This window comes from Ralstonia pickettii, assembly GCF_001699815.1.
Taxonomy (GTDB): domain Bacteria; phylum Pseudomonadota; class Gammaproteobacteria; order Burkholderiales; family Burkholderiaceae; genus Ralstonia; species Ralstonia thomasii.
This window is the reverse complement of sequence record NZ_MCGB01000065.1, coordinates 1-26,437: the sequence shown is the minus strand read 5'-3', so window position 1 is coordinate 26,437 and position 26,437 is coordinate 1. Positions and strand designations below refer to the sequence as shown.

At 62.0% G+C, this 26,437-nt stretch carries 24 protein-coding genes and 1 pseudogene; 12 read left to right on the top strand and 13 right to left on the bottom strand.

Annotated elements, in window-relative coordinates; all coding sequences use genetic code 11:
- The 4 genes from sdhC to BEK68_RS12985 all read right to left on the bottom strand — a co-directional run.
- Window positions 1-310, bottom strand: a 310-nt coding sequence (gene sdhC / locus BEK68_RS13000; protein WP_065851743.1) for a succinate dehydrogenase, cytochrome b556 subunit, incomplete at its 3' end; no start/stop codon positions are given.
- A gap of 95 nt (window positions 311-405) precedes the next feature.
- Window positions 406-861 carry a DUF3429 domain-containing protein gene (locus tag BEK68_RS12995; protein ID WP_012430368.1) on the bottom strand — a complete coding sequence of 152 codons (456 nt, stop codon included), beginning with the start codon at window positions 859-861 and terminating at the stop codon, window positions 406-408.
- A complete protein-coding gene (locus tag BEK68_RS12990) occupies window positions 858-1,610 on the bottom strand; it encodes an SDR family NAD(P)-dependent oxidoreductase (RefSeq protein ID WP_012430367.1) in 753 nt (250 codons plus the stop codon). Before BEK68_RS12990 ends, BEK68_RS12995 begins: the two co-directional genes overlap by 4 nt.
- A gap of 112 nt (window positions 1,611-1,722) precedes the next feature.
- Window positions 1,723-2,688, bottom strand: a complete 966-nt coding sequence (locus BEK68_RS12985; protein WP_012430366.1) for a MerR family transcriptional regulator — start codon at window positions 2,686-2,688, stop codon at window positions 1,723-1,725.
- A 460-nt stretch (window positions 2,689-3,148) separates the two neighbouring features.
- On the opposite strand from BEK68_RS12985, the gene BEK68_RS12980 reads away from it, so the two are divergent.
- The 4 genes from BEK68_RS12980 to tnpC all read left to right on the top strand — a co-directional run bounded on the left by BEK68_RS12980 (window position 3,149) and on the right by tnpC (window position 10,410).
- Complete coding sequence (locus tag BEK68_RS12980) at window positions 3,149-5,326, top strand: alkaline phosphatase family protein (RefSeq protein WP_012430365.1); 2,178 nt, start codon at window positions 3,149-3,151, stop codon at window positions 5,324-5,326.
- On the top strand, window positions 5,304-5,987 hold the full coding sequence (locus tag BEK68_RS12975; protein ID WP_012430364.1) for a hypothetical protein: 684 nt from the start codon (window positions 5,304-5,306) through the stop codon (window positions 5,985-5,987). Before BEK68_RS12980 ends, BEK68_RS12975 begins: the two co-directional genes overlap by 23 nt.
- Before the next feature lie 1,095 nt (window positions 5,988-7,082).
- Window positions 7,083-10,082, top strand: coding sequence for a Tn3 family transposase (locus BEK68_RS12970; RefSeq protein WP_004637366.1), 3,000 nt, complete (start codon window positions 7,083-7,085; stop codon window positions 10,080-10,082).
- A complete protein-coding gene (gene tnpC, locus BEK68_RS12965; protein WP_012430353.1) occupies window positions 10,075-10,410 on the top strand; it encodes a Tn3 family transposase post-transcriptional regulator TnpC in 336 nt (111 codons plus the stop codon). The genes BEK68_RS12970 and tnpC overlap by 8 nt, the downstream gene beginning before the upstream one ends.
- 165 nt (window positions 10,411-10,575) lie before the next feature.
- Here the strand turns inward: tnpC and BEK68_RS12960 are convergent, their stop codons facing one another.
- The 5 genes from BEK68_RS12960 to BEK68_RS12940 are packed head-to-tail and all read right to left on the bottom strand — an operon-like array spanning window position 10,576 to window position 13,766.
- Window positions 10,576-11,769 carry a tyrosine-type recombinase/integrase gene (locus BEK68_RS12960; RefSeq protein WP_004637351.1) on the bottom strand — a complete coding sequence of 398 codons (1,194 nt, stop codon included), beginning with the start codon at window positions 11,767-11,769 and terminating at the stop codon, window positions 10,576-10,578.
- A 34-nt stretch (window positions 11,770-11,803) separates the two neighbouring features.
- Window positions 11,804-12,445 carry a DUF6904 family protein gene (locus tag BEK68_RS12955; RefSeq protein ID WP_004637349.1) on the bottom strand — a complete coding sequence of 214 codons (642 nt, stop codon included), beginning with the start codon at window positions 12,443-12,445 and terminating at the stop codon, window positions 11,804-11,806.
- Window positions 12,446-12,459: 14 nt separating this feature from the next.
- Window positions 12,460-12,735, bottom strand: a complete 276-nt coding sequence (locus tag BEK68_RS12950) for a type II toxin-antitoxin system RelE/ParE family toxin (protein WP_004637348.1) — start codon at window positions 12,733-12,735, stop codon at window positions 12,460-12,462.
- Window positions 12,735-12,998 carry a CopG family ribbon-helix-helix protein gene (locus tag BEK68_RS12945; RefSeq protein ID WP_004637345.1) on the bottom strand — a complete coding sequence of 88 codons (264 nt, stop codon included), beginning with the start codon at window positions 12,996-12,998 and terminating at the stop codon, window positions 12,735-12,737. Before BEK68_RS12945 ends, BEK68_RS12950 begins: the two co-directional genes overlap by 1 nt.
- A gap of 51 nt (window positions 12,999-13,049) precedes the next feature.
- A complete protein-coding gene (locus BEK68_RS12940) occupies window positions 13,050-13,766 on the bottom strand; it encodes a head GIN domain-containing protein (protein ID WP_238563858.1) in 717 nt (238 codons plus the stop codon).
- Between the two features lie 228 nt (window positions 13,767-13,994).
- Here BEK68_RS12940 and BEK68_RS12935 point away from each other — a divergent pair, with 228 nt between their 5' ends.
- The 8 genes from BEK68_RS12935 (at window position 13,995) to BEK68_RS12900 (ending at window position 24,111) form a co-directional block, all read left to right on the top strand.
- Window positions 13,995-15,032 carry a DNA-binding protein gene (locus BEK68_RS12935; RefSeq protein WP_004637342.1) on the top strand — a complete coding sequence of 346 codons (1,038 nt, stop codon included), beginning with the start codon at window positions 13,995-13,997 and terminating at the stop codon, window positions 15,030-15,032.
- Window positions 15,033-15,598: 566 nt separating this feature from the next.
- Window positions 15,599-17,125: a flavin-containing monooxygenase gene (locus BEK68_RS12930; protein WP_015855725.1), complete on the top strand. Its 1,527-nt coding sequence runs from the start codon at window positions 15,599-15,601 to the stop codon at window positions 17,123-17,125.
- Window positions 17,126-17,127: 2 nt separating this feature from the next.
- Window positions 17,128-18,084 carry an alpha/beta fold hydrolase gene (locus BEK68_RS12925; RefSeq protein ID WP_015855724.1) on the top strand — a complete coding sequence of 319 codons (957 nt, stop codon included), beginning with the start codon at window positions 17,128-17,130 and terminating at the stop codon, window positions 18,082-18,084.
- A gap of 107 nt (window positions 18,085-18,191) precedes the next feature.
- Window positions 18,192-19,613, top strand: coding sequence for a coniferyl aldehyde dehydrogenase (locus tag BEK68_RS12920; RefSeq protein WP_015855723.1), 1,422 nt, complete (start codon window positions 18,192-18,194; stop codon window positions 19,611-19,613).
- A 30-nt stretch (window positions 19,614-19,643) separates the two neighbouring features.
- The gene (locus BEK68_RS12915) at window positions 19,644-21,326 is read left to right on the top strand and encodes a GMC family oxidoreductase (RefSeq protein ID WP_015855722.1); all 1,683 of its coding nucleotides are present in this window, start codon (window positions 19,644-19,646) and stop codon (window positions 21,324-21,326) included.
- A 23-nt stretch (window positions 21,327-21,349) separates the two neighbouring features.
- Window positions 21,350-22,066, top strand: a complete 717-nt coding sequence (locus tag BEK68_RS12910) for a hypothetical protein (RefSeq protein WP_015855721.1) — start codon at window positions 21,350-21,352, stop codon at window positions 22,064-22,066.
- Window positions 22,067-22,105: 39 nt separating this feature from the next.
- The gene (locus tag BEK68_RS12905; protein WP_015855720.1) at window positions 22,106-23,797 is read left to right on the top strand and encodes a long-chain fatty acid--CoA ligase; all 1,692 of its coding nucleotides are present in this window, start codon (window positions 22,106-22,108) and stop codon (window positions 23,795-23,797) included.
- Window positions 23,798-23,838: 41 nt separating this feature from the next.
- A complete protein-coding gene (locus BEK68_RS12900; protein ID WP_015855719.1) occupies window positions 23,839-24,111 on the top strand; it encodes a hypothetical protein in 273 nt (90 codons plus the stop codon).
- A gap of 36 nt (window positions 24,112-24,147) precedes the next feature.
- On the opposite strand, the gene BEK68_RS12895 is transcribed toward BEK68_RS12900, so the two are convergent.
- From BEK68_RS12895 to BEK68_RS12880, 4 genes and pseudogenes are all read right to left on the bottom strand, one after another.
- Window positions 24,148-24,330: a hypothetical protein gene (locus BEK68_RS12895; RefSeq protein ID WP_024542196.1), complete on the bottom strand. Its 183-nt coding sequence runs from the start codon at window positions 24,328-24,330 to the stop codon at window positions 24,148-24,150.
- Window positions 24,327-24,975 (bottom strand): annotated as a pseudogene (locus BEK68_RS12890) (TetR/AcrR family transcriptional regulator). Before BEK68_RS12890 ends, BEK68_RS12895 begins: the two are co-directional and overlap by 4 nt.
- A gap of 74 nt (window positions 24,976-25,049) precedes the next feature.
- Window positions 25,050-25,739 carry a hypothetical protein gene (locus BEK68_RS12885; RefSeq protein ID WP_015855717.1) on the bottom strand — a complete coding sequence of 230 codons (690 nt, stop codon included), beginning with the start codon at window positions 25,737-25,739 and terminating at the stop codon, window positions 25,050-25,052.
- Between the two features lie 66 nt (window positions 25,740-25,805).
- Window positions 25,806-26,437: c-type cytochrome (locus BEK68_RS12880; RefSeq protein ID WP_081311588.1), on the bottom strand; the 632-nt coding region annotated here is incomplete at its 5' end.

Here is a 26,437-nt window from a genome sequence, read left to right as displayed (position 1 = left end):
CAATATGCAGATCGAGGATCAGGTAACGGACGCCAGCGCAGAAATGGTGCAGATAAGCCCAGATGAGCGCGAGGACGACGACCTTGGCAAAACCGTTGGACAGAAGCGCCGAGAACTTGGCGAAACTGATTTCCGACGTGAGACTTTGTTCGAACAAGTACAGCACGAACGGAAGAAGAAGGAACATCAGCGCACCGCTGGCACGGTGCAGGATGGACACCTTACCGGCCCAGGGCAAGCGGTAGCGGGCGATGTCGCCCAAACCGATGTTCCTGTAGATGACCGCTCCGTTTTTTGAATCGATTGCCACGTGGTCCTCCAAACAGACTTCAAACAGATTCCTGAGCAGATGAGATTGTTTAGTTTGACGCAACATCCTATCCCCGTAGTGCACGGCCCTCGGACTTAGCGCGCGCTTGCAAAACCCGAAAGCGCTAGCGACGCCGTTGCTACAAGGGTCAGTACGCTGCGTAACCGAAAATACCAGGCCGGTATTGCTCCGCAACGCGCAAACCCTGCATCCGTCAACCAACAGATGGCCAACACGATTGCCATCCTGACAAGAGCGGCGGGCGGCTCGCTGCTGACGGCCACGGCCCATGCCGCGAGCGATGGAACAATGCTCCAGGCAAGCTGCAAGGTGTGCATGCGCGTTGCGGTTTCCGCGCGAAGGGCGAGACCCCAGTGCACTGCACCTACGAACGACGTAATGGACGTCGCGTACACCAGAAGCGAGCGTTGGTATTCACCGCGGCTCGATGTGTCCCCCAGACATAGCCCGGTCAGCACGATAAACGGTATGAGGCCGGTGATCCCGAGTAGGACTGCCAAGCCGCGTACGCTTGTCGTATGCGTACTCATGACTTTGGTGGTGTGACCAATCGCCCGTGGCCACCGTCCACGCCGATCTGTTGGCCGGTGATCCAGGATGCTGCAGGGCTGAGCAGGAATTCCGCAAGCGCCGCGGTATCGTCTCCTTGTCCGAGCCTGCCCAGCGGATTTGCCTTTGCAAGCCGCTCCGCAACTGTTGGAACACTTGTCAGTCGAGATGACATTGCTGACGAGGTCAGCCCCGGGTGAATGCAGTTCACGCGGATATTGCGATCTGCATACGTTGCAGCTGCTGACTGCGCAAGCGCCGCGACGGCTGCCTTCGCGCTAGCAATTGCCTCGTGATTCGGGAAGCCGGCAGTGGCGGCAACCGAGCCGATTAAGACCGCGCTTGCGTGCACTTTTTGGTGAACGGCTTGTTGCACAAACAAGCGCAACGCATTCCACGCCGAAAAGAAATTCGCATCGAGCGCCTGCTTGAGATCGTCCTCTGAAGTCAAATGGAGCGGCTTGACGATGATCGATCCGACGCAGTGTGCGAGGCCTGCCGGCGCGCCGAATCGGGTGACACCGGCTTCAATAGCAAGCTGAGCGCTACTGCGGTCTGTGACGTCGGCCGGGCAGACAAGAACCGAGGCCGGCTGGAGCGCGTCAGCGAGCTGTTCTAACTTCTTCTGGTCTCGCGCTGTGAGTACCAGCGGAATGCCTGAGCTGTTCAAGCGACGTGCCAGGGCGGAGCCCACAGCGCCGCTAGCTCCAGTAATCCATACAAATCCCATCATCACTTCCTGATATGTTCCCAACCGGACAGAGAAGGCACAACGGTCGTGGCCTGACTAAATTCCGCTCAAACCGCATCACGGTCACCATCGCGTGTCGCGCCGGAGCGAGTTAGCGCTTGGCACTGTTGAGCAGGTCTTCGTGACGCACGACCTCAGCCAGGGCGGTCTCAAGCAGCTGTACCGCACGATTCGCGACGTTACCGAGACGGCGATGCAGCAACGCATCGCGAGGCGAGCGGGATAGGCACGCATCGCTGTAACGTTGGAACGCACTGAGTTGGATTACGAGTTCGGCCAAGTGCCGTGGGCACTCGCACTGGATCGTTGAAGTCAGCCCCGCGAAAGCAGCGAGCGCCTTGTCGTCGAAGCGACGCGCCGCGCGCGAGCGCGTGTCAGCGTTCAAAATGTCTGCCTGGCGGAGGGCCGTAGCCCAATCGACCAGCTCTGCGATCAGCGACTCCGGCCTGACTTCAGCATCGGATTGTGGCACTACACGCAAGCCACCGAGGCTCGCCCGTTCAATTGCGCGGGGTGTGCCCGATGTGAAGATCACGCTGATCGCTTTTGCGTGCGCCGCTTCCGCCAGCGCCACAATGCGTAGGATGGTGTCCTCCGTGAGCGAAGGAACGGCGACAAGCAACGCATCCGCCCTCAATCCTGCTCGCGCGTCCCGAAACGCTTCTTCAAGCGATCCGGGATGTCCGCAAACATACATGCTGTCTGAGGCCGAATTCGCGATGGCAATCGGCACTGGCCCTACCATCAAAAGCGAAATAGGCTCGCCCTTTGCCGCATGAACGGTTCCGGACGATCGCACGAGAGCCCTTAGAGACTCCACATTGAGACTCGCAACCGCACCGATAGCGTGGCCGGAATCGACAAGACCTCTGATCAGGCGCAAGCGCTCTATGTCTTCCTCTGTGTAGAGACGTTGGCCCGATGCACTTTTCGGCGGCGCGACGACAGCGTATTTGCGTTCCCAAATGCGCAAGGTGGATGCCGACATGCGAGCCAGTTTTGCCGCTTCGCCGCTTCGGTAATGTCTGGGGGCCAATGACTTATAGAGCCTTTTCACAAGTCCTCCTCGTTGCGCATCTAGGTTAATACGCTGGGGCGACTGCGAACAGAGGACTGTCCAGCAAGGAGCGGTAATGCTGGTCAATGAGTCGAGAATGCGTCGGTATCTTGCTCGGAACGTTGCATGCCTAGCGGGATTGCTCGGGCTCTGAATGTCGTGGACGCCGTTATGCGTCGTATTTCATGAGCGCGATGGGCTGTTCCGAGCGACTGGGTCGCAGACGATGCCTTGAGGATGTGCCGCTGCGCTCGAGATCGTCATTTCTGGATAGCTCCAATTTCCGAGTAGGGTCCGCATAAGGTCATCTTGGTCTTTGCACCGCCTTCACGCCGAAACCAACTCATACTCGACAACGCCAACTGCTTTCGCGGCAGCTTCTGTGCGACGTCACAGTTCCGTCATGCATCAAATTTAGTCTCCGGTGCCAGTACTAAATGTTGGTTCCAGGGGATTGAACATGAAACACATGTACGGCTTGGCAGCCGCCTTGGCTGGAAGCGTTCTCGTCGCCGCATGCGGTGGCGACTCAGTATTGAGCAATGGCACCTCTGCTGCGCAGAGCCAGCCAACGCGAACAATCGTCATGGTCTGGGACGGGCTGCGCCCCGACTCAGTCAATGCAACCGATACACCAAATCTGTATGCATTACGCCAGGCGGGTGTCAACTTCAGCGACAACCACTCGACGTACCCGACCTTCACGATGATGAACGGCTCGTCCTTTGCGACAGGCGCGTTCCCGAAGACCAGCGGGTTCTATGGCAACACCTTCTGGACGCCGCCGCAGGGAGCGACCAACAGCATTCCCGCGGGCAACCTCGGGACGCCGAATAGCACCAAAACTGCGGCTGCATCGGCAGACTATGTCGACCCGATCTTCACCGAGGACTACCAAGTCCTGACCACTCTGAACAATTACTACGGGGGGCAGCTGCTTCTGGTGAAGAGCCTCTTTGCTGCGGCCCAGGCTACAGGCCTGACGACTGCGACCGTCGGCAAGTCGGGAGCTGCGTTTATCCAGGATCTGGGGCAGGGTGGGTACTTCCTTGATGAGAACACGGTACAGCCGCGTAGCCTCGTCACCGAACTGCAGAGCGCCGGCTATGCATTGCCGTTCAATACGCAGTTTGGATACTCGGGGTCCAACGCTGTCACGCTGGCCGCGACGAACGGAGATCCGACCGCGCGCGCCGGCTACATCACCTTCAACACAACGGCCTATGACAGTGCGAGTGGCGTGACCGCCGTCGCAGCCCGCGACAGCAGTGATACCACGCAGGGGGCCCCTGAAGATGCCGCCAACAAATACATGTTGTCGGTGTTCACCAACTACATCCTGCCGATGAAGCAGCCGATGCTTTCGCTCATCTGGTTCCGCACACCCGATAACGTCGAGCACGGCTATGGCCCGGGGTCGGCGAATGCGATTGCCGGCTTGCGCTCACAGGATCAGCGTCTCGGCGAGCTGGTCAGTGCACTGAAGGCGAACAACCTGTACGCAAGTACCAACCTGATCGTTGTCTCGGACCATGGCCACTCTAGTGTTTCTGGCCCGCTTTCGCTTTACCCACTGCGCGCCATCACGCCTTCGGGAACGGCACCCGGCGGCACGCCAGTCAATGGCGCAACCAGCGGCACGGATGCAGCTGCCATTGGTGCGGTGTCAGCCACGGGCTACTCCTTCTCTGGCGACGTTCGCTCGGCCGATTTGCTGACCTATCGGGGATTCAAGGCATACGACGGCTCGGGTTGTACAACCTCCGCCATGTACGGTCTGCAGGCAAACGGTACGCCCACCGTGCCAGTCAAGGTTGACACGACCGGCTCGCTGTGTGGCACGGCCAATACGAAGTACCAGGCTATCAGCGCAAGCCTGGCGACGCCTGTTGCCAGTTTCAAGGTGCCTGCCCCGGGCAACCTCACGGCCAATGGCATTGTGGTGGCCGCAAACGGCGGGTCCGATTACTTCTATGTGCCAAGCCATGACGCGACCACAGTACAGAATCTTGTGAAGGTGCTGCAGCAACGCGAAGAGTATGGCGCGATCTTCGTCGATAGCCGGTATGGCGCGCTGCCTGGCACGCTGCCCATGTCCATGGTCAATCTGGAAAACGCGCAGCGGCAGAACAATGGTCAGCCTGATGTGGTGGTCAGCTTCAACTGGGATGATCAGGTCGCGATCAAGGGCATGCCCGGCATCGAGTTCGAAAGCGCGGGCGGCCAGCGTGGCATGCACGGTAGCTTCGGTACGACAGACGTGCATAACACGTTGATTGCGAGCGGCCCATCCTTCCGCTCCAGCACCGTTGTGACCAATCCCACAGGCAACGTTGACGTGGCGCCGACGGTTGCTTACCTGTTGGGCCTGTCGATGCCGCAGGCTGATGGCCGCATCCTGAACGAAGCGCTGCTCAATCCGGCAAGCCCGACTGCGCCGAGCGTCAAGGCGTCGACGGTAAATCCGGTGTCACCCGCAACGGGGCTCAGCTTTGAGGTGCCGACCGACCCGACGGGAGCGACAAAGGATGCTGCGCTGACGCAGGGCAGCTACACCATCAACCTGGCCGTGAAGGATCTGAGCGTTGACGGTAAAACCTATCGATACTTTGACTATGCCAAGGCTGTCCGTCAGTAAAGCAAGCGGTTGGGCGACAGGCGCGGCGCTGCTGTGCTCGGTATTGGCACCGGCAGCCGCGGCCGGTCGCCCGGCGGGGACGTTCGAATCGGTCTTCCAGTCCGGTGACGAACCTGCAGCGCTGTTCTATCGGGCCGAGTTCACAGGCAGCGATGGCGTGCATGTGCTGCAGGTCTGGCGCGACGGGCAAGTGCGCCTGCGGCGCAAGACAGATGAGGTTCTTGACACGTATGTCGTTCGGAATTCTGCCGACCCGCTCGAATATCAGATGACGGTGGTGGACTATCGGAAGCGAATCACCACGCGAATTGATCGCAATAACTTGATTCGCCTTGGCCACTTCAGCGACTGGTTCGACCTCGCCCACGGCCTGCGCCATCCGGTCGGCGAGTATCGTCTTGCCCCAACCAGCGCGCCTGCGGGAGCGCCGATACCCGCGTCGGCATGCCGTTGGTACGTGCTGTCGCAGGGTAATACCCTGAATCGGATCTGCTGGAGCGCGCGTGAACATTTACCGATGGTGATCTGGTCTGACGCCAAGGCGTCCGCTGTCTGGCGTGTGACGCAGGTCGAGCACCGGCCAATTGGGGATGATGTCTTCGTCCTTCATGACACAGGCTTCGTGCGCAACGATGCCAACGCCGATATTGAAGGCGATTGAGCGCTGCGCCACCAGGCAAGGTGGCGATCAACCCGTCACAGATGAACGTAACAATGAGCCGACTAATCAGTCTGTGCCTCACAAAGCATTTCGACACAGTTGTACGTCTGGACCCGACGCATTTTTAGGTTCGTCGACTGCTATAACCGGACATTACAACTTGGCACCAACAGGCGAATGACGCAGAATTTGTGTTATGTTAAATCGCCACCGGATTTGGCTACGTCTACAACAGGCGCTGCGTGCAATCCAGACAGGCACGAAACCGGCAATTGCGTGACCGGCAACACATCAGCAAATCCAACACCTCTCGCTTCGAGACGCCTGCATCCAGCAGGCGTTTTTTACTCTTAGCGATCTTCCTGTAATAGTGGCGACGAGCCGCGTCCTGAATGCCACGGCGCAGCGTACGGATACCCGCTACTCGGTCCCGCTGGCCGCACTAGCCGTGCGATAACCGGTCGCTCCCTAAAACCGCATCACCGTCACAGCCAAGGCCCGAGCGGGACACTCCCGACGCTAGACGCCTTACAAAGTCAACTTTACGGGCTTGGCGTGATGCACCATGCCATCGCCGCCGGAACCCGGTCAATCAGAACCACTGCGCGCGCTGTCAGGTATCGCCTGCACACTAGGAGGCATGTCGACAACAGCACGAGAATGGCGGCCACCAGCCCTCTCCTTCAATTCCTGGGCGCCGGCCCAAAAACATCCATGCGCGAAACTCAGCACGAAATGGCTGGGGAATATCCACAAGACGAACAGAGTGCGTTTTGTCAGCTGTCACTCGCGCGATGCGCAAATTCCGCAGCACTTCCAGATCTGCCTGCATGGCAAAGCTGTCTCCTTTACACCTTCTAGCGCTAGCCCCCTAGCATCGTATTGCGAGGCCTCCTTCCCCGGATACGGCTTCAGCACGAGCCGCCCACCAGTACGAATCTGGGGTCATGCCAAGATAAGGCCAATTCGCTATCATAAGCCCGCCAGTTATGTAGAAGTTTGCATGCATGCCTCTTGGTTATAAAGAGCCTCTGGATTTCCGCCTTTGCCGTCGGCTAGACTGGCCGGCCCTTCAGCGATTGTGGAGATCCCTGTATGGCCACCGTCGAGCGCACTGCCTACCCGCGTTTCCCAAAGGTCTTCTCCACGAAAGAGCTGCAGGCCTGCTACACGCCGACCGCTGAGGAGTTGGACTGGGCAACCCGCTCGACCCGCGGCCAGAGTCCGCGCCTAGGTCTCTTGGTGCTGCTCAAGATCTTCCAGCAACTGCACTATTTCCCCTATCTTGATGCGATTCCCACCGCCGTAGTCGATCACGTGCGAGTTTGCGCGGGGTTGGACCCCGATACGCCGTTCGGTTACGACCGCAAAGTCTCTCCCACGCTGTTCCGGCATTACGTCGTCGTGCGGCAATTCCTCGGCGTGCAACCCTACATTGGCACCGACGCCAATGAGGTCACCATCCGCGCTGCACGTGAAGCGGCCGAGACGATGGATCAGCCGGTGGACATTATCAACGCGACTATTGATGCGCTGATCTTGCAGCAGGTTGAACTGCCTGCGTTCTCAACGCTCGACACCATCGTCGAGCAAATCCATGCCCGCACCCAAAACGCAATGTTCAGGCGGGTCGCACGCCGGCTCTCTGAAGAGGATCGGCAGCGCCTGGACAAGCTTCTCACGCGCGAATTCGCCAACCGGCAGACCGCCTACAACAACATCAAGCGACATGCCCGGCGGCCCTCGCGCAAACACCTGAACCTGCTGATCGAGCATCTGGAGTGGTTGGATTCTTTTGGCGACCTATCCGGCGTCCTGGAAGGCGTGCCTGCCACCAAGCTACGTTCGCTGGCCAACCAGGCCATGGGCCTGGACGCAGCCAACCTCAAGGAAACGCTGCCTGAGAAGCGCTATACGTTGATCGTGGCCTTGCTTGCTCACATGCGCGTGCGCAGTCGCGACGATCTCGCCGAAATGTTTATCCGGCGTATGGGCGCGATCCACAAGCGGGCCCAGGACGAACTGGAATACATCCAGTCTCGCCAGCGCGCCAAGCTCGAAGGCCTTGTCACCGTGCTGGACGGTGTCGTCGATATCGTCGCCGATGGCGGTGACGATGCCCGAATCGGCGCGCAGGTGCGCAAGCTGTTGGCTCCCAATGGCGACCTGGAGCCCCTGCGCGAGCGCTGCGCCGAAGTGCGGGCTTTCAGCGGCAACAACTATCTGCCGCTGTTGTGGCGGCACTTCCGCGCCCACCGTTCGGTGATGTTGCGCCTCGCCCGCGTGTTGGAGTGGGAGTCGACCAGCCAATCACGCACGTTGTTAGCCGGGCTGGAGGTCGCGCTGGAAAACGAATCACTGCACCGGGAGTGGATCGCTGCTGAAGTCGATCTCAGTTTTGCCTCCGAGCGCTGGCGCAAGCTGGTCCGGCGAGCGCACCACGAGGGTCCGCCCACCAACCGGCGCTACTTGGAGTTGTGCGTGCTGTCCCACATGGTCAACGAGTTGCGCTCGGGTGATCTGTGCGTGGTGGGGTCAGACGCCTTTGCCGACTACCGGGGCCACCTGTTGCCGTGGCGCGAGTGCGAGCGGCGCTTGCCAGAGTACTGCGCCAAGCTGGATCTGCCGGCCAACGCGCAGGAGTTCGTCGCGCACCTCAAGCAGTGGCTGGCCGACGCCGCGCAGACGCTGGACAAAAGTTTTCCGGACAAGCGCCAGCACGTCACCATCAGCGCTGACGGCGAACCCTTACTCAAGCGCACCGCTGCGCGCGAAACTCCGCCCTCGGCCGTTGCCTTGCAGCAGGCGCTGATCCGCCGCATGCCGACGCGCAACCTGCTCGACGTGCTGGCCAATATCGAGCACTGGACCCAGTTCACCCGGCACTTCGGGCCGCTCTCCGGCAACGATCCTAAGATCCGCAACGCCGCCGAACGCTATCTGCTGACGATCTTCGCGATGGGTTGCAATCTCGGACCCACTCAAGCTGCGCGCCATATGGGCGATCGCGTCACCCCCCATATGATGTCGTTCGTCAACCGGCGGCACATGAGCCTGGAGAAGCTGGAGACCGCGCAGCGCGAGCTGATCGAGCTGTACCTGCGCCTGGATTTGCCTAAACACTGGGGCGACGGCAAAACGGTGGCCGCCGACGGTACCCAATACGACTTCTACGACAACAATCTGCTGGCCGGCTATCATTTTCGTTACCACAAGATGGGCGCCGTGGCTTACCGGCATGTGGCCGACAATTACATCGCGGTGTTTCGGCACTTCATCCCGCCTGGTGTGTGGGAAGCCATCTATGTCATCGAAGGGCTGCTCAAGGCCAACCTGAGCGTCGAGGCCGACACCGTGCACGCCGACACGCAGGGGCAGTCGGCGGCGGTCTTCGCTTTCACCCACTTGCTTGGCATCAATCTGATGCCCCGCATTCGCAACTGGAAGGAACTGGATCTGTACAAGCCCGATGCCGGCGTCAAATACAAGCACATCGATTCGTTGTTCTCGGCGGTGGTCGACTGGGATCTGATCGCTTTTCACTGGCAGGACCTGATGCAGGTGGCGCTGTCGATCCAGGCCGGCACCATCTCTTCGCCGCTGCTGCTGCGCAGATTGGGCTCGGAGAGCCGCAAGAACCGCCTCTACCTGGCCGCGCGAGAACTGGGCAACGTCGTGCGCACCGTGTACCTGCTCGAATGGGTCGGCAGTCGCGAGCTGCGCCAGGAAGTGACCGCCACCACCAACAAGATCGAGTCGTACAACGGCTTTGCGAAGTGGTTCTCGTTCGGTGGTGACGTGATCGCGGAAAACGAGCCCGAGGAGCAGCAGAAACGCCTGCGCTACAACGACCTGATCGCCTCGGCCGTGATCCTCCAGAACACCGCAGACCTGATGCAGGCCCTACGCACGATGGTCAGCGAGGGCATCAAAGTGAACGTCGCCGACATCGAATTCCTGAGTCCTTATCTGACCCACAACATCAAGCGCTTTGGTGACTACAAGCTGCACCTAGAGCGCGTACCGGAGGCCTGGATTCGCGATGGGTTGTTCGCGGGACCCGCCCGCGCTGTCCGCAGGGCTCGCCATGCCTGAGACCAAGACCCCCTACGGGGATGTCGACAGCGAAGCATTGCAGGGGCTCCGGCAGTCGTTCGATACCCGCACCATTCTGCATGCGGTGGAGTTGCTCGATGGGATTCGAGCACGATGCGCGCCGGACGGGTTGCGCGACGATCTGCTGCGCCTGCACGGCATGGCTCATACCGTGATTAACGACGCGAGCCTAGCCTACAGCACGGATGGACCGACACTGGTTGAACAAGTCGACGCGGTGCTGATGGAGCTTGGCGACTGGCTCGCGGCACTGGAGCGGATGCGCCAATCATTGGAGCCACTGGAACACCTGAGCCCAGCCGACTAGCCGAGCCATTCGGCCCGAAAGCCAACGTAGAAGGCGTCGCCACGCTTCGTTGGCCAGCTCATGGTGGCGCCTTCGATGCGCTGGCTGCCATGGCGATTTGCCCGTTTTCGTGGGTGATGCCGGCAGCCGCCGCGCGTGGAGCATGCCATCGAGAATTGGGTACGCTCAGTTCCAGCCAAGCCGGTGGCTGGCTTGCGTTGCCTGGTGGCGTGCGTCATCTTCCGCGTGGAGGTAGACACTCGTCGTGGCGAGCGACGCATGGCCGAAGTTGTCACGCACGAAGCGCAGGTCCACCTGTTGGTCGGACATGTGCGAGCCGGCCGTGTGGCGCAGCCAGTGGGACGATGCGCTGGCGAGCACGTCAGCCTGCGCGCCAAACTCGGGACCCTGTGCACGCACGCGGTCGGCCGCGAGCTTGAACACCTCCTTGACGATCAGGTGAATCGCCGCGCGCGATAACGGCTTTTCCGGGCCGATCACGGGCAGCAGCAAAGGGCGTGTTTCGCCGATCTGCGGTGACGGCGGCAGGCCGCAGATGCGCCGATAGCGCGCCAGCTCCGCGATCAGTTCATCGGTGGCGGGCACCAGGCGCGTCTTGCCGCCTTTGCCGTGCACCTCGATCCACCAGCGCTCGACGCCCGCCGCGTCCCGGCGAGAGAACACGGCGCCCATGCGCGTGGAGGCGATTTCCGCTAAGCGCAGGCCGGCCAAATACAGCACGGAGAACAACCACCGGCAACGGGCCGCGTGCAGCCGGTCGCGTTCCGTCGCGACGGGCAGGGTTTCGATCGTGGCTTTGACGATGTCCCAATGCGCATGCGTGAGGTAGCGCGTCACGCGCGGGGCTGTCTTGGCGCTGCGACGGCGCGCGAGCGAGAGCGGATTCCCGGCGAGGTATCCGGCTTGCACCAGCCAGGCGAAGAGCGCGTTGAGGATCGTCATCGCATGCCGCACGCTCGTGGGCGACAGTGGACCGGCGAAGGGGCGCCAGTCGGGCGAGCTTCTCGCCAGCTTCTTGCGTGAGGCCATCACCCAACGCCAAGCTGGCTGCGGGTCGGCCAGGAAGCGCTCGTAGAGCAGCAGGTCCTCGTGGGTGAGTGAAGACAGCGGCTTGCCGTGCTGGAGAATCGCCCACAGTATCAGGCGTTCGGCTTCCTTGCGGTAGGTGGCGACCGTGCCGGGCACGCCGGCATAGCGGGCGAGCCACGCAGCCACGGCGGCCAGGTCGTCATCCGCCGTGATTTGGCGGCTCGCTTCGCGTGCGCGGTTGGCGCCGTGAAGGCCCGAGAGCGCTGGCGGGATGCGCAACTGCTCGATGGCCACCGCGGGACCGTTGAACGATGGAACGGGATGGGTCATCGATGCAGGGCCGCCGTCCTAGCGTGCGGGCGTTTCACCACTCGAAGTCCGGCCAGTCTTCGTCGCTGTCGACGAAGGCGGTGGGTGGGATGACATCGGGGCGCAACGTGATATCCGACTTGGCCAAGATCCCGTACATCGGGTCGAACGTCGCCATCACCTTGGGCAGCATCTTGAGGCGCTGTTTGGGCGGCAGTGCAATGAAGTACCGGCAGCGGCTATCGAGCACGCTGTCTAGGTGGACATAGGTGGCGCTCGCAGCGGACCGCGTGCGGTGGATGACTTCATCGGCCAACACCGGCGTGGCGGCGCGCACCGCCGATTCGACCACGTGCTCCAGCTCGAACATGATCGACTGGTCCAGCTTGTTGGTCGGGATGAAGGCCATGGCCTGGCGCAGCACCCCGACTTGCGTCAGGAGTACGGGCCACAGGACTTCGACGCCGTAGATACGGCAACGGTCGTCCTTGGTATCGCCGCGTTGGTCCACGCTGCGCTGCCCCGAATAGGCTTTGCGCACGTCGTACGCCAAGCCGAGCACGAAGCCTTCCTTGTCCTCGATGTAGACGCTTTCCTGCACGACGTAGTGGATGAAGCCGTGCAGGCGCTCCAGCGCCGCGAAATCCCACCACAATGCGACGCCGGCATGGTTCGGCGTCAGTCGGTACTCCAGCATGGTCTTGCTCCCTGTTATCGGTCTTCGCGGGTGTGCCACAGCCGCAGCAGGTAAATGCTCTCGCCCCGGATCTCGTAGCGCATTTCATACTGGCCGACGAGCATGCGCCGCACTTCGCGCGGTTCGAACTGGAACAGTTGCTCGCCCACGCGCGGGTTGGTCAGCAGGATTTCTGGCGCCTTGACCAAAGCCTGCACCGCGCGCGCGGCGGCCGGCCTGTTCACCGGCGCGAGAAACTCATACAGGCGCGTGAGGTCTTCCTGCGCCTTGCTGGTCCACTGCAGTTCCATCAGCGCGGCACCGGCTCACCGGCACCCAGGCTGTCCGCCCAGGCCTGCACGGCCTGGTGGCCAATGACGCGGCCGGCGTCCACGTCGGCCAGCGCCTCGCGGGTGAGGCGGTCGCGCTCCTCTTCCTGGGCGATCCAGGCCGACAGTGCCTGTTTCATGATCCAGCCGCGCGAGCGTTCGAGGCGGTCGGCCAACTGGTCCACCTTCTCGGCCAGCGGCACTGGGACATGTGCGGTCAATACGCGGGTTTCGGCTTTGGACATGGCGTCCTCCTGAAATCGGGTCAATGCAGCGGAGTGCTGGGCCTGCCGCCGTCAACGAAACTTGATCGTGCCGGAGCCAGCCACGTGGTCGTCCCAGCGCAGCGGGTTGCCCCGCACGACGATGTCACCCGAGCCGGCCACGCGGGCGCGCACCTCGGTCCGCACGAAGGCGTCAATGTCGCCGGAACCCGCCACCGACAGGTCGGCCGACTCGGCGATCAGCGCACTGGCATCGACATCGCCAGAGCCCACGACCTGCACGTGCAAGCGGGCGACGTGGCCGCTGGCGGTGATATCGCCCGAACCCGGGATTTCCAGGTCCAAGGCGTCTTGCTGCAGATCGAGCAAGGTGACATCGCCGCTGCCCTTGATCTTGATCGCCGGGAACTCGGGCAGCGCGATGCCGACCACCGCGCGCGGCTGGTGCAGGGAAATGGCCGGCCCGGTGGGCTTGCCGTTCACGATGTCGCCCAAGACCACCGAGCCGACCGTGCCGTGGAAGGTCATGTGGCTGCTGCCGAAGCGGATCGACACGCCTTCGCGCTCGATCACCAGTTTGTCGCCTTTGTAGGCGGTCCGGACCGAGGTCACCGCATCCGCCGTTTCGCCGGCAACGACCAGCGTTGGCGTGTCCGCGCGCCGGAACACCATGTCGACCGAGCCTTTGACGACGATCTTGCGGATCGGCTGCAGGGGACGCTCCTCCTTGAAGGCGGCTTCAAGGCGATCCCAGCCGGTACCGGTGGAGGGCATATCGGAGAGATTCATGAGGTTCGGCGTCATCCAATCATGTCGATTAGAAACCAATCATAGTGATTCAACGTAGGACAATCAACCGCCTGCGAGGTCACCTCGGGCGAGGCGTATTGTGCGGGGCCAGTGCGCAGTATAGTCTAGACAGAAGCGTACTTATGTCTCAAGTTTGTACTTGAAATTATGAAATCACGCGGTTTACGGCATATTATTGACTCATTCGAACTGAAATCCAGGCCCGTCATGACGCTTGACCCCGCATCCACCGCCGAAGACCAAGCGCTGCAGGCCGATATCGCGGCGCTGCGCGGCCGTTTCACCGAGACGCGGGAGCTGTACCGCGAAGTCTGCGCGCTGCTGTTTTTCCGCTATGGCGTCACACCGACGGCCAACAAGCTCTACAGTCTGGTGCGCAAGGGCAGCATGAGCACACCTTCCCACGTGCTGAACCGGTTCTGGCAGGACCTGCGCGACAAAACACGGGTGACGATCGACCACCCAGATCTCCCCGAGGCCTTGAAGCAGGTTGCCGCCGAGGCAGTGTTGGCCATCTGGCAAGCGGCCTCGTCCGCGGCGGCCACCGAACTGGCCGCACTGCGGGCCGAAGCGCGCCACCAGGCGCACGCCGCCGAAGCCGCGCGCGACCAAGCCACTGCGGAAAGCGAAACCGCGCGACAAGCGACCGCGGTCATTCAGGCACAGCTGGACTCGGTGCGCGGGCAGCTTGCCGCGCTTCAAGAAATGCTGTCTGCTGAGCGCCAGGGCCACGCAGCAACCGAAGCGCGTCTGCAGGAGACCCGCCGGCAGTTGGACGAGGCGGCACAGCAGCTCACACAGGCTCGGGTTGAATTTGGCGCGCAGCTCGATCGTGAGCGGGCCCGCGCGGATGCAGCAGAAGAGCGTGCCGCCAGCCACGAGAAACGTGCGTTGCGCGAGATCGACCAGGAGCGCACCGCCCGTCAGAAAAGCGACAAGCTGGCCGATGAGCTACGTGCGCAGGTTGTGGCCGCGCGTACCGCGATGCAAGAAAGCGCCGTGACACATGCCAATGCGATCGGCACGTTGCGCATGGAACTGGGCGCAGTGCGGCAGCAGGCGGAGGGAGCCGCCACGCGGCAGCGTGAAACGGCCGAAGAACTGGTGCAGACCCAGTCGTTGCTGGAGGAGGCGCTACGGCGGGCTGAGCGCGCCGAAACCGAAGCGGAAACAACGCGCCGGCTGGTGAGCGAGTTGAAGAAGGCAACACCAGGACGCGTTGGCCAGCGGACGAAAGCGCCGTGATCCTTAATTACTGAAACGTATGATTCGCGCCGCCTTCATTACTTGAAGGCTTATGATAGCGAACTGGCCTCATCTTGGCATGACCCCAATCTGGTTTGACCACCGCTTGCCACCGAGTGGATCGACGTGCTGCTGGAGGTTGCTTCCCCAGTGGGAGCCCGTAGCGAGCCCGATGACCCCTACCAACCTGACAACTTTGACGCGCAGCGGCCAGGATGGACGGAAGGGCGGGATCGGCTTCAGCGGCATAGCGGCGCCTTTTCGTGGCGCGTGTATTCCCGCACACAGACTAGACGGCATGCATATCCTTTGCGCCCGATCGGCTGGGTGTTTTCCCTACCCCGCGCCGGCTTGAATTTAGGCCAATGCAACGCTAATATTTGGCCGTTATAACGCTAACTGTAGGCCGATAAAACGTGCTTTAGGTGGCATTTTTTGGGCGGGGCCTGGGTGTGGCAGCGACGCAGGGTTCGGAACGCGGCCCGAAAACCTCGGGGCTGACCACGGCGCTGCCAACAAAATTGCTCCCCACCCCTGGGCACCTCGACCCAATCTGGAGACACGCTGTGACCGTACATCACCTTCCGCCCACAGAGCATGTGGATGTCCTCATCGTAGGCGCCGGCCTGTCTGGCATCGGTGTTGCGCGTTATCTGGAGACGGAGCGCCCGGGCACCACCTACGTCATCCTGGAATCGCGCGCTGTCACCGGCGGCACATGGGACTTGTTCCGCTATCCCGGCATCCGCTCCGACTCGGACATGCACACCTACGGCTACGAGTTCAAGCCATGGCCGTACAAGAAGTCGATTGCAGGGGCGGCGGATATCCTGTCCTACCTGCGCGAGACCGCCGCCGAGTATGGGATCAATCGCCACATCCGCCTGCAGCACAAGGTGATTCAAGCATCGTGGTCCAGCGCTCAAGCCCTGTGGACGGTCGAGGTCGAGCGCACGGATACGGGCGAACGCAAAACGATGCTGGCCAAATGGCTGTTCAGTGCCGCTGGCTACTTCCACCACGATGAGGGCTTCACCCCCAAGCTGGAAGGCATCGAACGCTTCCAGGGCCGCACCGTGCACCCGCAGCATTGGCCGGAAGACCTCGACTACACGGGTAAACGTGTCGTGGTGATCGGCAGCGGCGCCACTGCCGTCACGCTGTTGCCGGCCATGGCGGACAAGGCCAAGCATGTGACGATGCTCCAGCGCACGCCCACCTATGTCGTGAGCCTGCCCTCGGAAGACATCATCGCCAACACGCTACGCAAGGTGATACCGCACGCGTGGGCCTACGCGCTCGTGCGCCGCAAGAACATCGCCATTTCGCGCGGCATCTGGTACCTGTGCAAGAAGCGGCCAAAATTTGCGCGGCGTCTCATCCGCTTCCTCAACAAGCGCCAGTTGCCGAAGGGCTATCCGATCGACGTGCACTTCAACCCGCCCTACGACCCGTGGGATCAGCGTTTGTGCGCGGTGCCCGATGGCGATCTGTTCAAGGCCATCCGCCAAGGCCAGGCGTCTGTGGTGACGGACCACATCAAGACATTCACGCAGACCGGCATCCTGCTGGAATCGGGGCAGGAGTTGCCCGCTGATATCGTTGTGACGGCCACCGGGCTCAACATTCGCCTGTTCGGCGGCATCAAGCTGATCGTCGACGGCGAGCCCGTCGATCTGCACAGCACCGTGACCTTCAAGGGCATGATGCTTAGCGGTGTGCCGAACTACGTCTTCTCCATCGGCTACACGAACTCGTCGTGGACGCTCAAGCTGGGGCTGCTGGCACAACACTTCTGCCGCATGCTCGACCACATGGATCGCACCGGCGCCGCGATCTGCGTGCCGGAGACCCCGGACGCTGACATGCCCAAGCTTCCGCTGCTCAAACTCGGCTCCGGCTACGTCAAGCGCGCCGTCCAGAGCATGCCATGCCAGGGCGTGGAATCGCCCTGGATCATGTCGGAGGACTACATCGTCGACGTCGCCAACCTGGGGGACAGCCCGGTCGAAAGCCCGTTCCTGCGTTTCGAGCATGCCCACCAAGCGAGCAGCACGGCGCGCTCGCAGGCGAAGCAAGCAGTGGGAGCCTGATCATGTCGATCCACGCCATGGACGAAGCGCGCGATCTGTTCTGCGACGCGCCGACCGGTGTCCGCCTTTGCTACCGCACGTACGGCCCCGAGAGCGGAGAGCCCCTGCTGCTGATCGCGGGCCTAAGCTTGCAACTGACGTCGTGGCCCGCCAACATGATCGACAGCCTAGTGCAACGCGGCTTTCGCGTCATCGTCTTCGACAACCGCGACGTTGGCCGCTCCTCGCGCATCCCGCAGAAGCCGCCCGGCTTACTGCGGCAATTCCTGTGGTTGCCGAAGCCTTCGGCCTATGACCTCGAAGACATGGCCGCCGATACGGTTGGCCTGCTCGACCATCTGCGTGTGGCGCGCGCCCATATCGTGGGGATGTCGATGGGCGGCATGATCGCGCAGATCATCGCTGGCCGCCATCCGCAGCGCACGCTGTCGCTCACCTCGATCTTCTCCAGCACTGGCTCGCGAAAGGTCGGCCAACTGGCCATGTCCAGCATGCTGATGCTTATCAAGCCGCCCGCACGCACGCGCTACAAAGCCGTGCAGCGTTACAGCGCGGCCATGGCCCACATCGGCACGCAGACGTACCCCGTGAACGACGCCGCGCGACGCGCCTACGCCGCCGACGCGTGGGACCGCGGCCAGCAGGCGAAGGATGCCGAAGGCATGGCACGCCAGCTGGAGGCCATCATGAAGTCGGGCGACAGGACGGCAGACGTCCGCCGTATCCGGGTGCCAACGCTGGTGGTGCACGGCGATCGGGATCTGATGGTGGCAACCAGCGGGGGGACCGCGACTGCGGCTGCCATCCCCAATGCGGAGATGGTCATCATCCGCGGCATGGGCCACGACATCTCGGAAGGTGTCGTACCGCTGCTGGTCGACCTGATCGCCGGACATGCGAAACGCAATACGGCAGCTTCCGCAGCCGAACAGATGAACGCCAGCACGCATTCCGCCTGAGTACGTTCCGGCGTGCGGCGACCACCTCGCCGGTACGCATCCACGCACAACCAAAACAAGAACAGCCGTTGCTGCGATCTCGCTACCGAGAACGCATAGGAGACACCATGCTGCAAGGCTCCCCCACCGAGCTTGTCGCCAGCTTTGAACGCCAGAGACAGGCTTTCGCGCTGGCCCCCGACCCGACACTGGCCACGCGCCTGTCGCGTCTCGATCGGCTCGCGGCCTGGCTCGACTCGCACGAGCCGGACATCGTGCGTGCCATCGACGCCGACTTTCAAGGCCGCTCGGCGCATGAAACCCGGCTTGCCGAAGTGTTTGTCGTGCGCGCGGGCATCCGTCATGCGCGGCGCCACCTGAAGCAGTGGATGCGCACGCAACGCGTGCCGACCGCATTGCATTTCCGCCCCGGCTACAACCGGCTCATGCCGCAGCCGCTGGGTGTGGTGGGCATCATTGCGCCGTGGAACTATCCGCTGCAACTGTCGTTGGGGCCAGCGCTTGCGGCGCTTGCGGCAGGCAACCGGGTATTGATCAAGCCGTCGGAGCTCACGCCTCGGCTGTCAGCGTTGCTCGCTTCGATGGCGCGCGAGATATTCAACCCGGATGAGCTCGATGTCGCCATCGGCGATGTCGAACTCGGCAAGGCCTTTGCCAGCCTGCCGTTCGATCACCTGTTCTTCACCGGTTCCACGCAGGTCGGGCGTGACGTGGCGCAAGCGGCGGCGGCCAATCTGACGCCGGTGACGCTGGAACTCGGCGGCAAATCGCCAGCCATTCTTGATGTGTCGTGCAATGTCGCTGTTGCGGCGCAACGCATCGCATTCGGCAAGCTGTTGAACGCAGGGCAAACCTGCGTCGCGCCGGATTACCTGCTCGTGCCGACAGGTACGGCGGAAAACGTCGCATCGCATCTGGAGCGGGCCATCACGAAGCTCTATCCGAATCTGACTGCCAACCCCGACTACACCGCGATCATCAGCGAACGCCACCGTGCGCGCCTGGCAGAGATGGTCCGCGAGGCGCGCACCGCAGGCGCACAAGTGATCGAGGTCAACCCGGCTGGCGAAGTGTTCAACGCGGCATCACGCAAGCTCCCGCCCACGCTCGTGATTGGCGCACCCGCCGCCACGCGGCTCATGCGTGAAGAGATCTTTGGCCCCGTGCTGCCCATTGTCGAATACGCAAACCTCGACGATGCGCTGGCGTATGTCCAGCGCAACGCCCGCCCGCTCGCGCTGTACTGGTTTGGTGACGATGCATCGCGCTGCAACCGCGCACTGCGCGAAACCGTATCGGGCGGTGTGACGATCAACGATTGCCTGTGGCATCTGGCACAGGAGAGCCAGCCGTTCGGCGGCGTCGGCCCCAGCGGCATGGGCGCCTACCACGGCAAGTGGGGCTTCGATACCTTCAGCAAGCGCAAGCCGGTCTTTCATCAGACCCGCTGGAATGGCACTGCGCTGTTCCACCCGCCCTACGGCCATACCTTCAACTGGCTGCTGCGCGTGCTGTCGCGCATTGCCTGATCCCGTCCGTTGCTTGTCGAGAGAAACATCATGAATCAACAGTTCGATTACATCATCGTCGGCGGCGGCTCGGGCGGCTGCGTGGTCGCGGGCCGGTTGTCCGAAGACCCGAACGTCTCGGTTTGCGTGCTCGAGGCGGGGGGGCATGGCGACGGCATGATGGTCAAGGTCCCGGCGGGCGCGGTCGCCATGGTGCCAACCCGCCTCAATAACTGGGCATTCGATACCGTGCCGCAGGCCGGGCTTGGCGGGCGCATCGGCTACCAGCCTCGCGGCAAGATGTTGGGCGGTTCCTCCGCCATCAACGCGATGGTCTACATCCGCGGCCACCGCAGCGATTACGATCACTGGGCGTCGCTGGGCAACGGCGGCTGGTCGTATGACGACGTGCTGCCCTACTTCCGCCTCAGCGAGCACAACGAGCGCTTCGACAACGCCTGGCACGGCCGCAACGGCCCGCTCAACGTGAGCGACCTGCGCACCGACAATCCCTTCCAGGCACGCTACCTTGAAGCTGCGCGCCAGGCGGGCTTGCCGCTCACGGACGACTTCAACGGCCCGCAACAGGAAGGCATCGGCATCTACCAGGTCACCCAGAAGCAGGGCGAGCGGTGGAGCGCGGCGCGTGCCTATCTGCACCCGCACATCGGCCAACGCGCCAATCTTACGGTCGAAACGCACGCGCAAGTCCGTCGCATCCTGTTCGAAGGCAGGCGCGCCGTTGGCGTGGAGGTGCTGCAGAACGGCACGGTACGCACACTGCGCGCGCGGCGCGAAGTGGTGCTGGCTGCAGGTGCGCTCCAGACGCCGCAGTTGCTGATGCTGTCTGGCGTGGGGCCGGCACAGGAACTTGCACGCCTTGGCATCCAGGCCGTGCAGCATCTGCCGGGCGTGGGACGCAATCTGCAGGACCATCCCGACTTCGTCTTCGGCTACAGCGCACGCAGTCTCGACACAATTGGCGTCTCACTTGGCGGCGGTGTGCGCATGCTGGGCGAGATCCTGCGTTTCCGCCGCGAGCGGCGCGGCATGCTGACAACGAACTTCGCCGAAGGTGGTGGCTTCCTGAAGACACGCCCCGAGCTTGAGGCACCCGACATCCAGCTGCATTTCGTGGTGGCGATGGTGGACAACCACGCGCGGCGCATGCGCCTGGGCCATGGGTTCTCGTGCCACGTCTGCCTGCTGCGTCCGCGCAGCCGGGGCGGGGTCACGCTGCGCAGCAACGATCCGCTCGCCGCACCGCTCATCGACCCGGCCTTCTTCGATGACCCGCGCGATGTCGAAGACATGGTGGCCGGCTTCAAGATCACGCGCGGGCTCATGCAGACGCCCGCACTCGCCAAGTGGGCCACACGCGACCTCTTCACCTCGCACGTGAAGACCGACGAAGACATCCGCGCAATCCTGCGGCAGCGCACCGATACCGTCTATCACCCTGTTGGCACCTGCCGCATGGGCCAGGACGAGATGGCCGTGGTCGACCCACAACTGCGCGTGCACGGCCTGGAAGGATTGCGTGTTGTCGATGCGTCGATCATGCCGACGCTGATCGGCGGCAACACCAATGCGCCCACCATCATGATCGGTGAGAAGGCTGTCGATCTGATCCGCGGTGTCAGCCGCGTCACGTCCGGCACGCGCGAAGAAGCGGAAGCCGCCGTAGCGAAGTCCGCGATCCATCACCAAGAAACCCGTCATGCAACCACCTGAGGCATCCCTGGAGATTGATGCATATGAACTCGTATAACGTAGCCAGGTTCACGGCCTGGAGCGCCATCTTTGGCGGCATTGCGGCTTGCGCCACCCTTGCCCTTTCGTTGGTCGTCACGGGCGGAGACATCGAAATGGTGCCCCACGGCCCGGCAATGCTGGCGTTGTCTGCCGAAGGGCGTGACCTGTTCCGCTGGTGGATGCTGGCTGACGTGCTGGGCTTCTATCTGCCGTTCGTGGCCATCGGCGGCTACTTCCTGCACACGTTCCGAGAAGAGCTTGGGGCGCTGCGCGAGATGATCGCCATTGCTGTTGCGGTCTATATCGTCTGCGGCATCGCCGGAGCGGTGCTCCAGTTGTCGACCATCCATCCGCTCGCGCATGTGTATGCCAGCGGGGACGAAGGGGCGAAGGTTGCAGCTGGCGCCGTGTGGACCGCCATTGCCAATGCCACGCAAAACGGGTTCTGGTGGGTGGAAGGCCCGCTCGTGTTCTTCTGGACATCGATCGCCGCCAGACTGCTCAAGAAGGCGGGCTGGCGCGGATCGTTCCTTCTCCATATCGTCGGCTGGGGCTTCGGCGTCTTTTTCGTGTTCGGCTTCTTCCCTAGCCTTGCTGCAGTCACGGATGCGGGCGAAACCGTCGGCGTCCTGGCCCTGCCGCTCTGGATGCTGGTATTTGGCTGGCAGTTGCTGCGTCGCGCGCCGACGCTCGCGGCGCCGACTGCGGTCCGGGCTTAACACCCTGTCCACTACCCACGTGAAGTTTGGAGTCGAAACATGCCCCCGGAAACCTCTCCGCATTGGCCGGCGCACCTTCCCCGTCATCTGACGCTGCCCGCGACCAATCTGTACTTCAACGCCGAGGTTTCGGCAGCCCGCTATCCGGACAAGCCGTTCATCGTCTTCTACGACACGCCCATCACGTTTGCGCAGTTCAAGGACGAGACCGAAAGGATTGCCGGCTATCTGCAGCAACACTGCGACGTGAAGGCCGGAGACCGCGTGCTGCTGTACATGCAGAACAGCCCGCAATGGATGCTCGCCTATTACGGCATCCTGCGCGCCAACGCCGTCGTTGTGCCCGTCAACCCGATGAACATGACGGATGAACTGCGTCACTACGTAGAGGACGGCGGCGCGCGCACGGCCTTCGTCGCGCAGAATTTGTACGAACGCATCGCGCCGCTCGTCGGCGATGCTGATGGACAGCTTGCGCACACCATCGTCGCGACGTACAGCGATTACCTGAAGCAGCCATCCAGCATCACGCCGCCGGAGTTCGTCAGTGCGCCACGCCATATCAGCGGTGGTGACCACATTGGCGTCACGCATTGGAACGACATGCTGGATGCGCGCGTTGCGCCAGGGCCACTGACCGCAGGGCCGGACGATCTCTGCGTGATGCCGTATACGTCGGGCACGACGGGCAAGCCGAAGGGCTGCATGCACACACACCGCAGCGTCATGTGCACCGCGCTCGGCGTGGTCAACTGGGCGAGCGGCACGCAGAACTCGATCCTGCTGTCGGTACTGCCGCTGTTCCATGTGACCGGCATGCAGAGTGGGCTGAACGCGCCGCTGTTCAGCGGCGCAACCGTCGTCGTGCTGCCGCGCTGGGATCGTGATGCAGTCGGTCGCGCGATCGCACACCATCGGGTGACGGAATGGTGGTCCATCTCCACCATGGCCGTCGATTTCCTATCGAACCCGAAGCTCGATGACTACGACCTGTCGAGCTTGCGTGTAGTGGCCGGCGGCGGCGCGGCGATGCCGGACGCCGTCGCCAAGAAACTGCATGACAAGACCGGCATCGAGTACATCGAAGGCTACGGCCTGTCGGAAACGATCGCCCCGACGCACATCAACCCGCCGCACCGGCCGAAGTCGAATTGCCTCGGCATTCCGATCTTCGATGTCGACGCCCGCATCGTCGACCCGCAAACGCTTGAAGAGCTGCCGCAAGGCGAGACCGGCGAAATCGTGACGCACGGCCCGCAGCTGATGCAAGGCTATTGGCGCAATCCCGAAGCCACGCGCGAAGCGTTCATCGAGATCGACGGCAAGCGCTTTCTGCGCACCGGCGACCTCGCCAGGAAGGACGAGGATGGCTATTTCTTCATGGCGGATCGCCTGAAGCGGATGATCAACGCATCGGGCTACAAGGTGTGGCCAGCCGAGGTCGAGACCATGATGTACTACCACCCGGCGATTCAGGAAGTCTGCGTGATTGCCGCGCGCGACACACATCGCGGCGAGACTGTGAAGGCGTTCGTCGTGCGCAATGCACGGCATACGCAAGCCGTGACCGAAGACGACATCATCACGTGGGCCCGCGAGAACATGGCGGCCTACAAGGCACCGCGCATTGTTGAATTTGTCGAGTCATTGCCCAAATCGGGCACCGGCAAGATCATGTGGCGCGAGCTTCAGGAGCAGGAAGCCGCGAAGGCCGCACGAACCGCAAGCTGAGCCGATCAACGTAATCCACATCCCTCTCTGGAGACTCAACCGTGTTCACCCTCCCCGGCAAGTTGCTGCTGCTGGCTGTGTATGGCACCGCTGTCTGCAGTTACCTGGCGGCGCTGCCGCTAACGCCGGACGCCATCCACTGGTTGCGCATCGTGGCGGCGGTGCTGCTGGGCGTGCATGTGCTTGAGGTGCTCATCTGCTTCAGACAGGTGGCACTGCACAAGGGGTCGCTGTTCGATAGCGTGCTGCTGACGCTGCTCTTCGGTGTCCTGCACTGGAAGCCGACGGCCGATGCCGCGCGTCGCCCGCGCTGATCGCAGCGCAGCACCCCGAACACATCGATCGGCCACTCAGACAGTGGCCTCAAAGAACGACAGCCCCGCCATGACAACACCGACCACCAGCAGTACGGTCGGAGTGCGCGTGTTGGCATCGAAACCAGGGTGCCGCGCCACACGCGCCTCTAATGCCCGATTCACTGACTGCAATATCTGACGCTCGTCGGCATCGACCTTGTCGAAGATGTCCGTCAACGCGTTGTCCGTATCCGGAAACGGATCGCGCAGGAGCAGCGCCGCATCGGCACTGGCGTGATGAACACCTTCGGTTCCAGCGCCTTGGCTGCACAGATGCCGAAGGAGAGCTTCCACATCTTCAGAAACAGCATCGGTGGGACCAGAGCCAACGTGATCTGATGCACGTCGGTTTCTCGAAAATCGCCGCGCGCCGGGATGCGAGCAAACAGCCGATCGTAGCGCTCTATGACTTCCACGCTGTAGTACTGCACGAGATCGGGGAAGTTGCCCGATTCGGCGATCAGCAGTTTGGTCCGACCCGAGGCAGCGGATTCACCAATTCGCTCCCACCAGCGCATCAGAATCTCGTGCAGCAGCGCCTCGCTGGTCCCTTGAAAGGTATCAATGAAGACTTCGCCTTCAGCCAGCACTGGCAAGAGGTTTTCCTGGATCACTGCCTTGAACAGATCTTCCTTGCCGGCGAAATACAGGTAGACGGTGCCTTTGGATCACCCCTGCGGCCGCGGCGACATCTTCCAGCCGCGTGGCCGCACAGCCGCGCACAACGAACAGGTCCAACGCAGCGGAGACCAGCTCTTGCGGCCTGGTTTTCTTGCGTCGGACCCAGCGTTTAGCGGACGGCTCGCGGCTTTGACGCTTCACGGCACCCACTCCAAAAGTGTATGGCCGACTCGTTCCGGGAGCCTCTAAAAGGAATGTCTACAAAAACGGCGTGATCACTGCGAAGTCCGTTCCAGGCCGCCAAGGGCATAACCCCGATTCAGGCTCCATTCCTGTGTCTGCGCGCGCTCCAAGGCGCAATAGGCGTAATAAAACACCACAGACTGATAAGCCCAGACAAGCATCGCAATCGTATAGAAGACCGCGTGATCATCGTCACCCGGTATATGGTAGAAGTCATAGATGCTGGCAATCGTCTGTGCGGATACCAACGCCAGGATCACGCCGAAAGCGATCCGCTTCTCTCCGGCGCTTAGCAATTTCTTGATCACGTAAGCGACGTAAACCGAGAACAAAGACCACATCACCAGATAGAAGTAAGGCTTTGGCCCCACCATGAAATCTGCTGTCCATACGACGACGGTTGCCGCCAATCCGCCCACCACATACATGACATCCGCACCAGTCGACGGCTTGTATCGATGCGTAACGGCCATCATGCCGGCGACCGCGATCACCGGTACACCGACGGTTCTGGAAAACGCATCGCAAAAAAGCGAGATGCTCAGGAAAACCTGCTCTCCGGTTAATGCGTTGGTCAATAAGTTCGTCGCCGAGAATGTCACAACCAGCCACTCGAACCCGAGCAGGAAGTTTCGCTTCTTGAGAAGCTTGATCCCATAGATTAACGACGTCGTGATCAAGGTGAAATCAGCGAGGCAATAAAGATAATATTTTGGTTCCATGATGAATTCCGGTGGTTTCGATGAATGTCTTCACCCTTGCGCCTATCCACGAATATCAATCCTTTCTTATCGGCTGGCGATGAATTGCGCGAGGTCTTCGATATCCTGTTGCGACAACGGACCGGCCATCGCCGCCATCGCGCCGGTGGCATCGTGGCGCTTACCGGTCTTAAAGTTCGTGAGCTGATCGACCAGGTAGTCGTAGCCCTGCCCAGCCAATCGCGGATACACGTCCTTCCCCTCTAGCTGCTGCCCATGACAGGCGGCGCAGTTCTTGGCTTTGGCCAGCCCTTCGCCACGTGCCACACGGACCGCATCGGCATGGAAGCTCGTGTTCGGCAGCGGCGTCATCTGCGAAAAATGCGTCACCATCGACTCGAACTCGTGCTCCGAAAGGCTGAGCGCAAATGGCGTCATGGTCGGATCGCTACGCTCGCCACTGGCGAATGCCTTGAGCTGCTTCCTGAGATAGGCCTCCTTCTGCCCCGCCAGGCGCGGATAGGCCTGGGTAACGGCGTTGCCTTCGAAGCCGTGGCAGTAAATGCAAGAATCGCTGGCGCGCGGCCAAGGGCCGTTCACACCTGCGTTGTTGTCCGAGATCTTGTCGACCTCATTGCTTATCCGCAGCAGGCCATAGACTTCCGGCCCATAAACGATGCCGCCGACCACGGCAGCTGCCAACAGCAGCCAGCCTGACA

Coding starts and splice junctions, on each gene's coding strand:
- BEK68_RS12995 (WP_012430368.1), bottom strand. CDS start 861: ATGAGTACGCATACGACAAGCGTACGCGGCTTGGCAGTCCTACTCGGG.
- BEK68_RS12990 (WP_012430367.1), bottom strand. CDS start 1,610: ATGGGATTTGTATGGATTACTGGAGCTAGCGGCGCTGTGGGCTCCGCC.
- BEK68_RS12980 (WP_012430365.1), top strand. CDS start 3,149: ATGAAACACATGTACGGCTTGGCAGCCGCCTTGGCTGGAAGCGTTCTC.
- BEK68_RS12975 (WP_012430364.1), top strand. CDS start 5,304: ATGCCAAGGCTGTCCGTCAGTAAAGCAAGCGGTTGGGCGACAGGCGCG.
- BEK68_RS12970 (WP_004637366.1), top strand. CDS start 7,083: ATGGCCACCGTCGAGCGCACTGCCTACCCGCGTTTCCCAAAGGTCTTC.
- tnpC (WP_012430353.1), top strand. CDS start 10,075: ATGCCTGAGACCAAGACCCCCTACGGGGATGTCGACAGCGAAGCATTG.
- BEK68_RS12960 (WP_004637351.1), bottom strand. CDS start 11,769: ATGACCCATCCCGTTCCATCGTTCAACGGTCCCGCGGTGGCCATCGAG.
- BEK68_RS12955 (WP_004637349.1), bottom strand. CDS start 12,445: ATGCTGGAGTACCGACTGACGCCGAACCATGCCGGCGTCGCATTGTGG.
- BEK68_RS12950 (WP_004637348.1), bottom strand. CDS start 12,735: ATGGAACTGCAGTGGACCAGCAAGGCGCAGGAAGACCTCACGCGCCTG.
- BEK68_RS12945 (WP_004637345.1), bottom strand. CDS start 12,998: ATGTCCAAAGCCGAAACCCGCGTATTGACCGCACATGTCCCAGTGCCG.
- BEK68_RS12940 (WP_238563858.1), bottom strand. CDS start 13,766: ATGAATCTCTCCGATATGCCCTCCACCGGTACCGGCTGGGATCGCCTT.
- BEK68_RS12935 (WP_004637342.1), top strand. CDS start 13,995: ATGACGCTTGACCCCGCATCCACCGCCGAAGACCAAGCGCTGCAGGCC.
- BEK68_RS12925 (WP_015855724.1), top strand. CDS start 17,128: ATGTCGATCCACGCCATGGACGAAGCGCGCGATCTGTTCTGCGACGCG.
- BEK68_RS12920 (WP_015855723.1), top strand. CDS start 18,192: ATGCTGCAAGGCTCCCCCACCGAGCTTGTCGCCAGCTTTGAACGCCAG.
- BEK68_RS12915 (WP_015855722.1), top strand. CDS start 19,644: ATGAATCAACAGTTCGATTACATCATCGTCGGCGGCGGCTCGGGCGGC.
- BEK68_RS12910 (WP_015855721.1), top strand. CDS start 21,350: ATGAACTCGTATAACGTAGCCAGGTTCACGGCCTGGAGCGCCATCTTT.
- BEK68_RS12905 (WP_015855720.1), top strand. CDS start 22,106: ATGCCCCCGGAAACCTCTCCGCATTGGCCGGCGCACCTTCCCCGTCAT.
- BEK68_RS12885 (WP_015855717.1), bottom strand. CDS start 25,739: ATGGAACCAAAATATTATCTTTATTGCCTCGCTGATTTCACCTTGATC.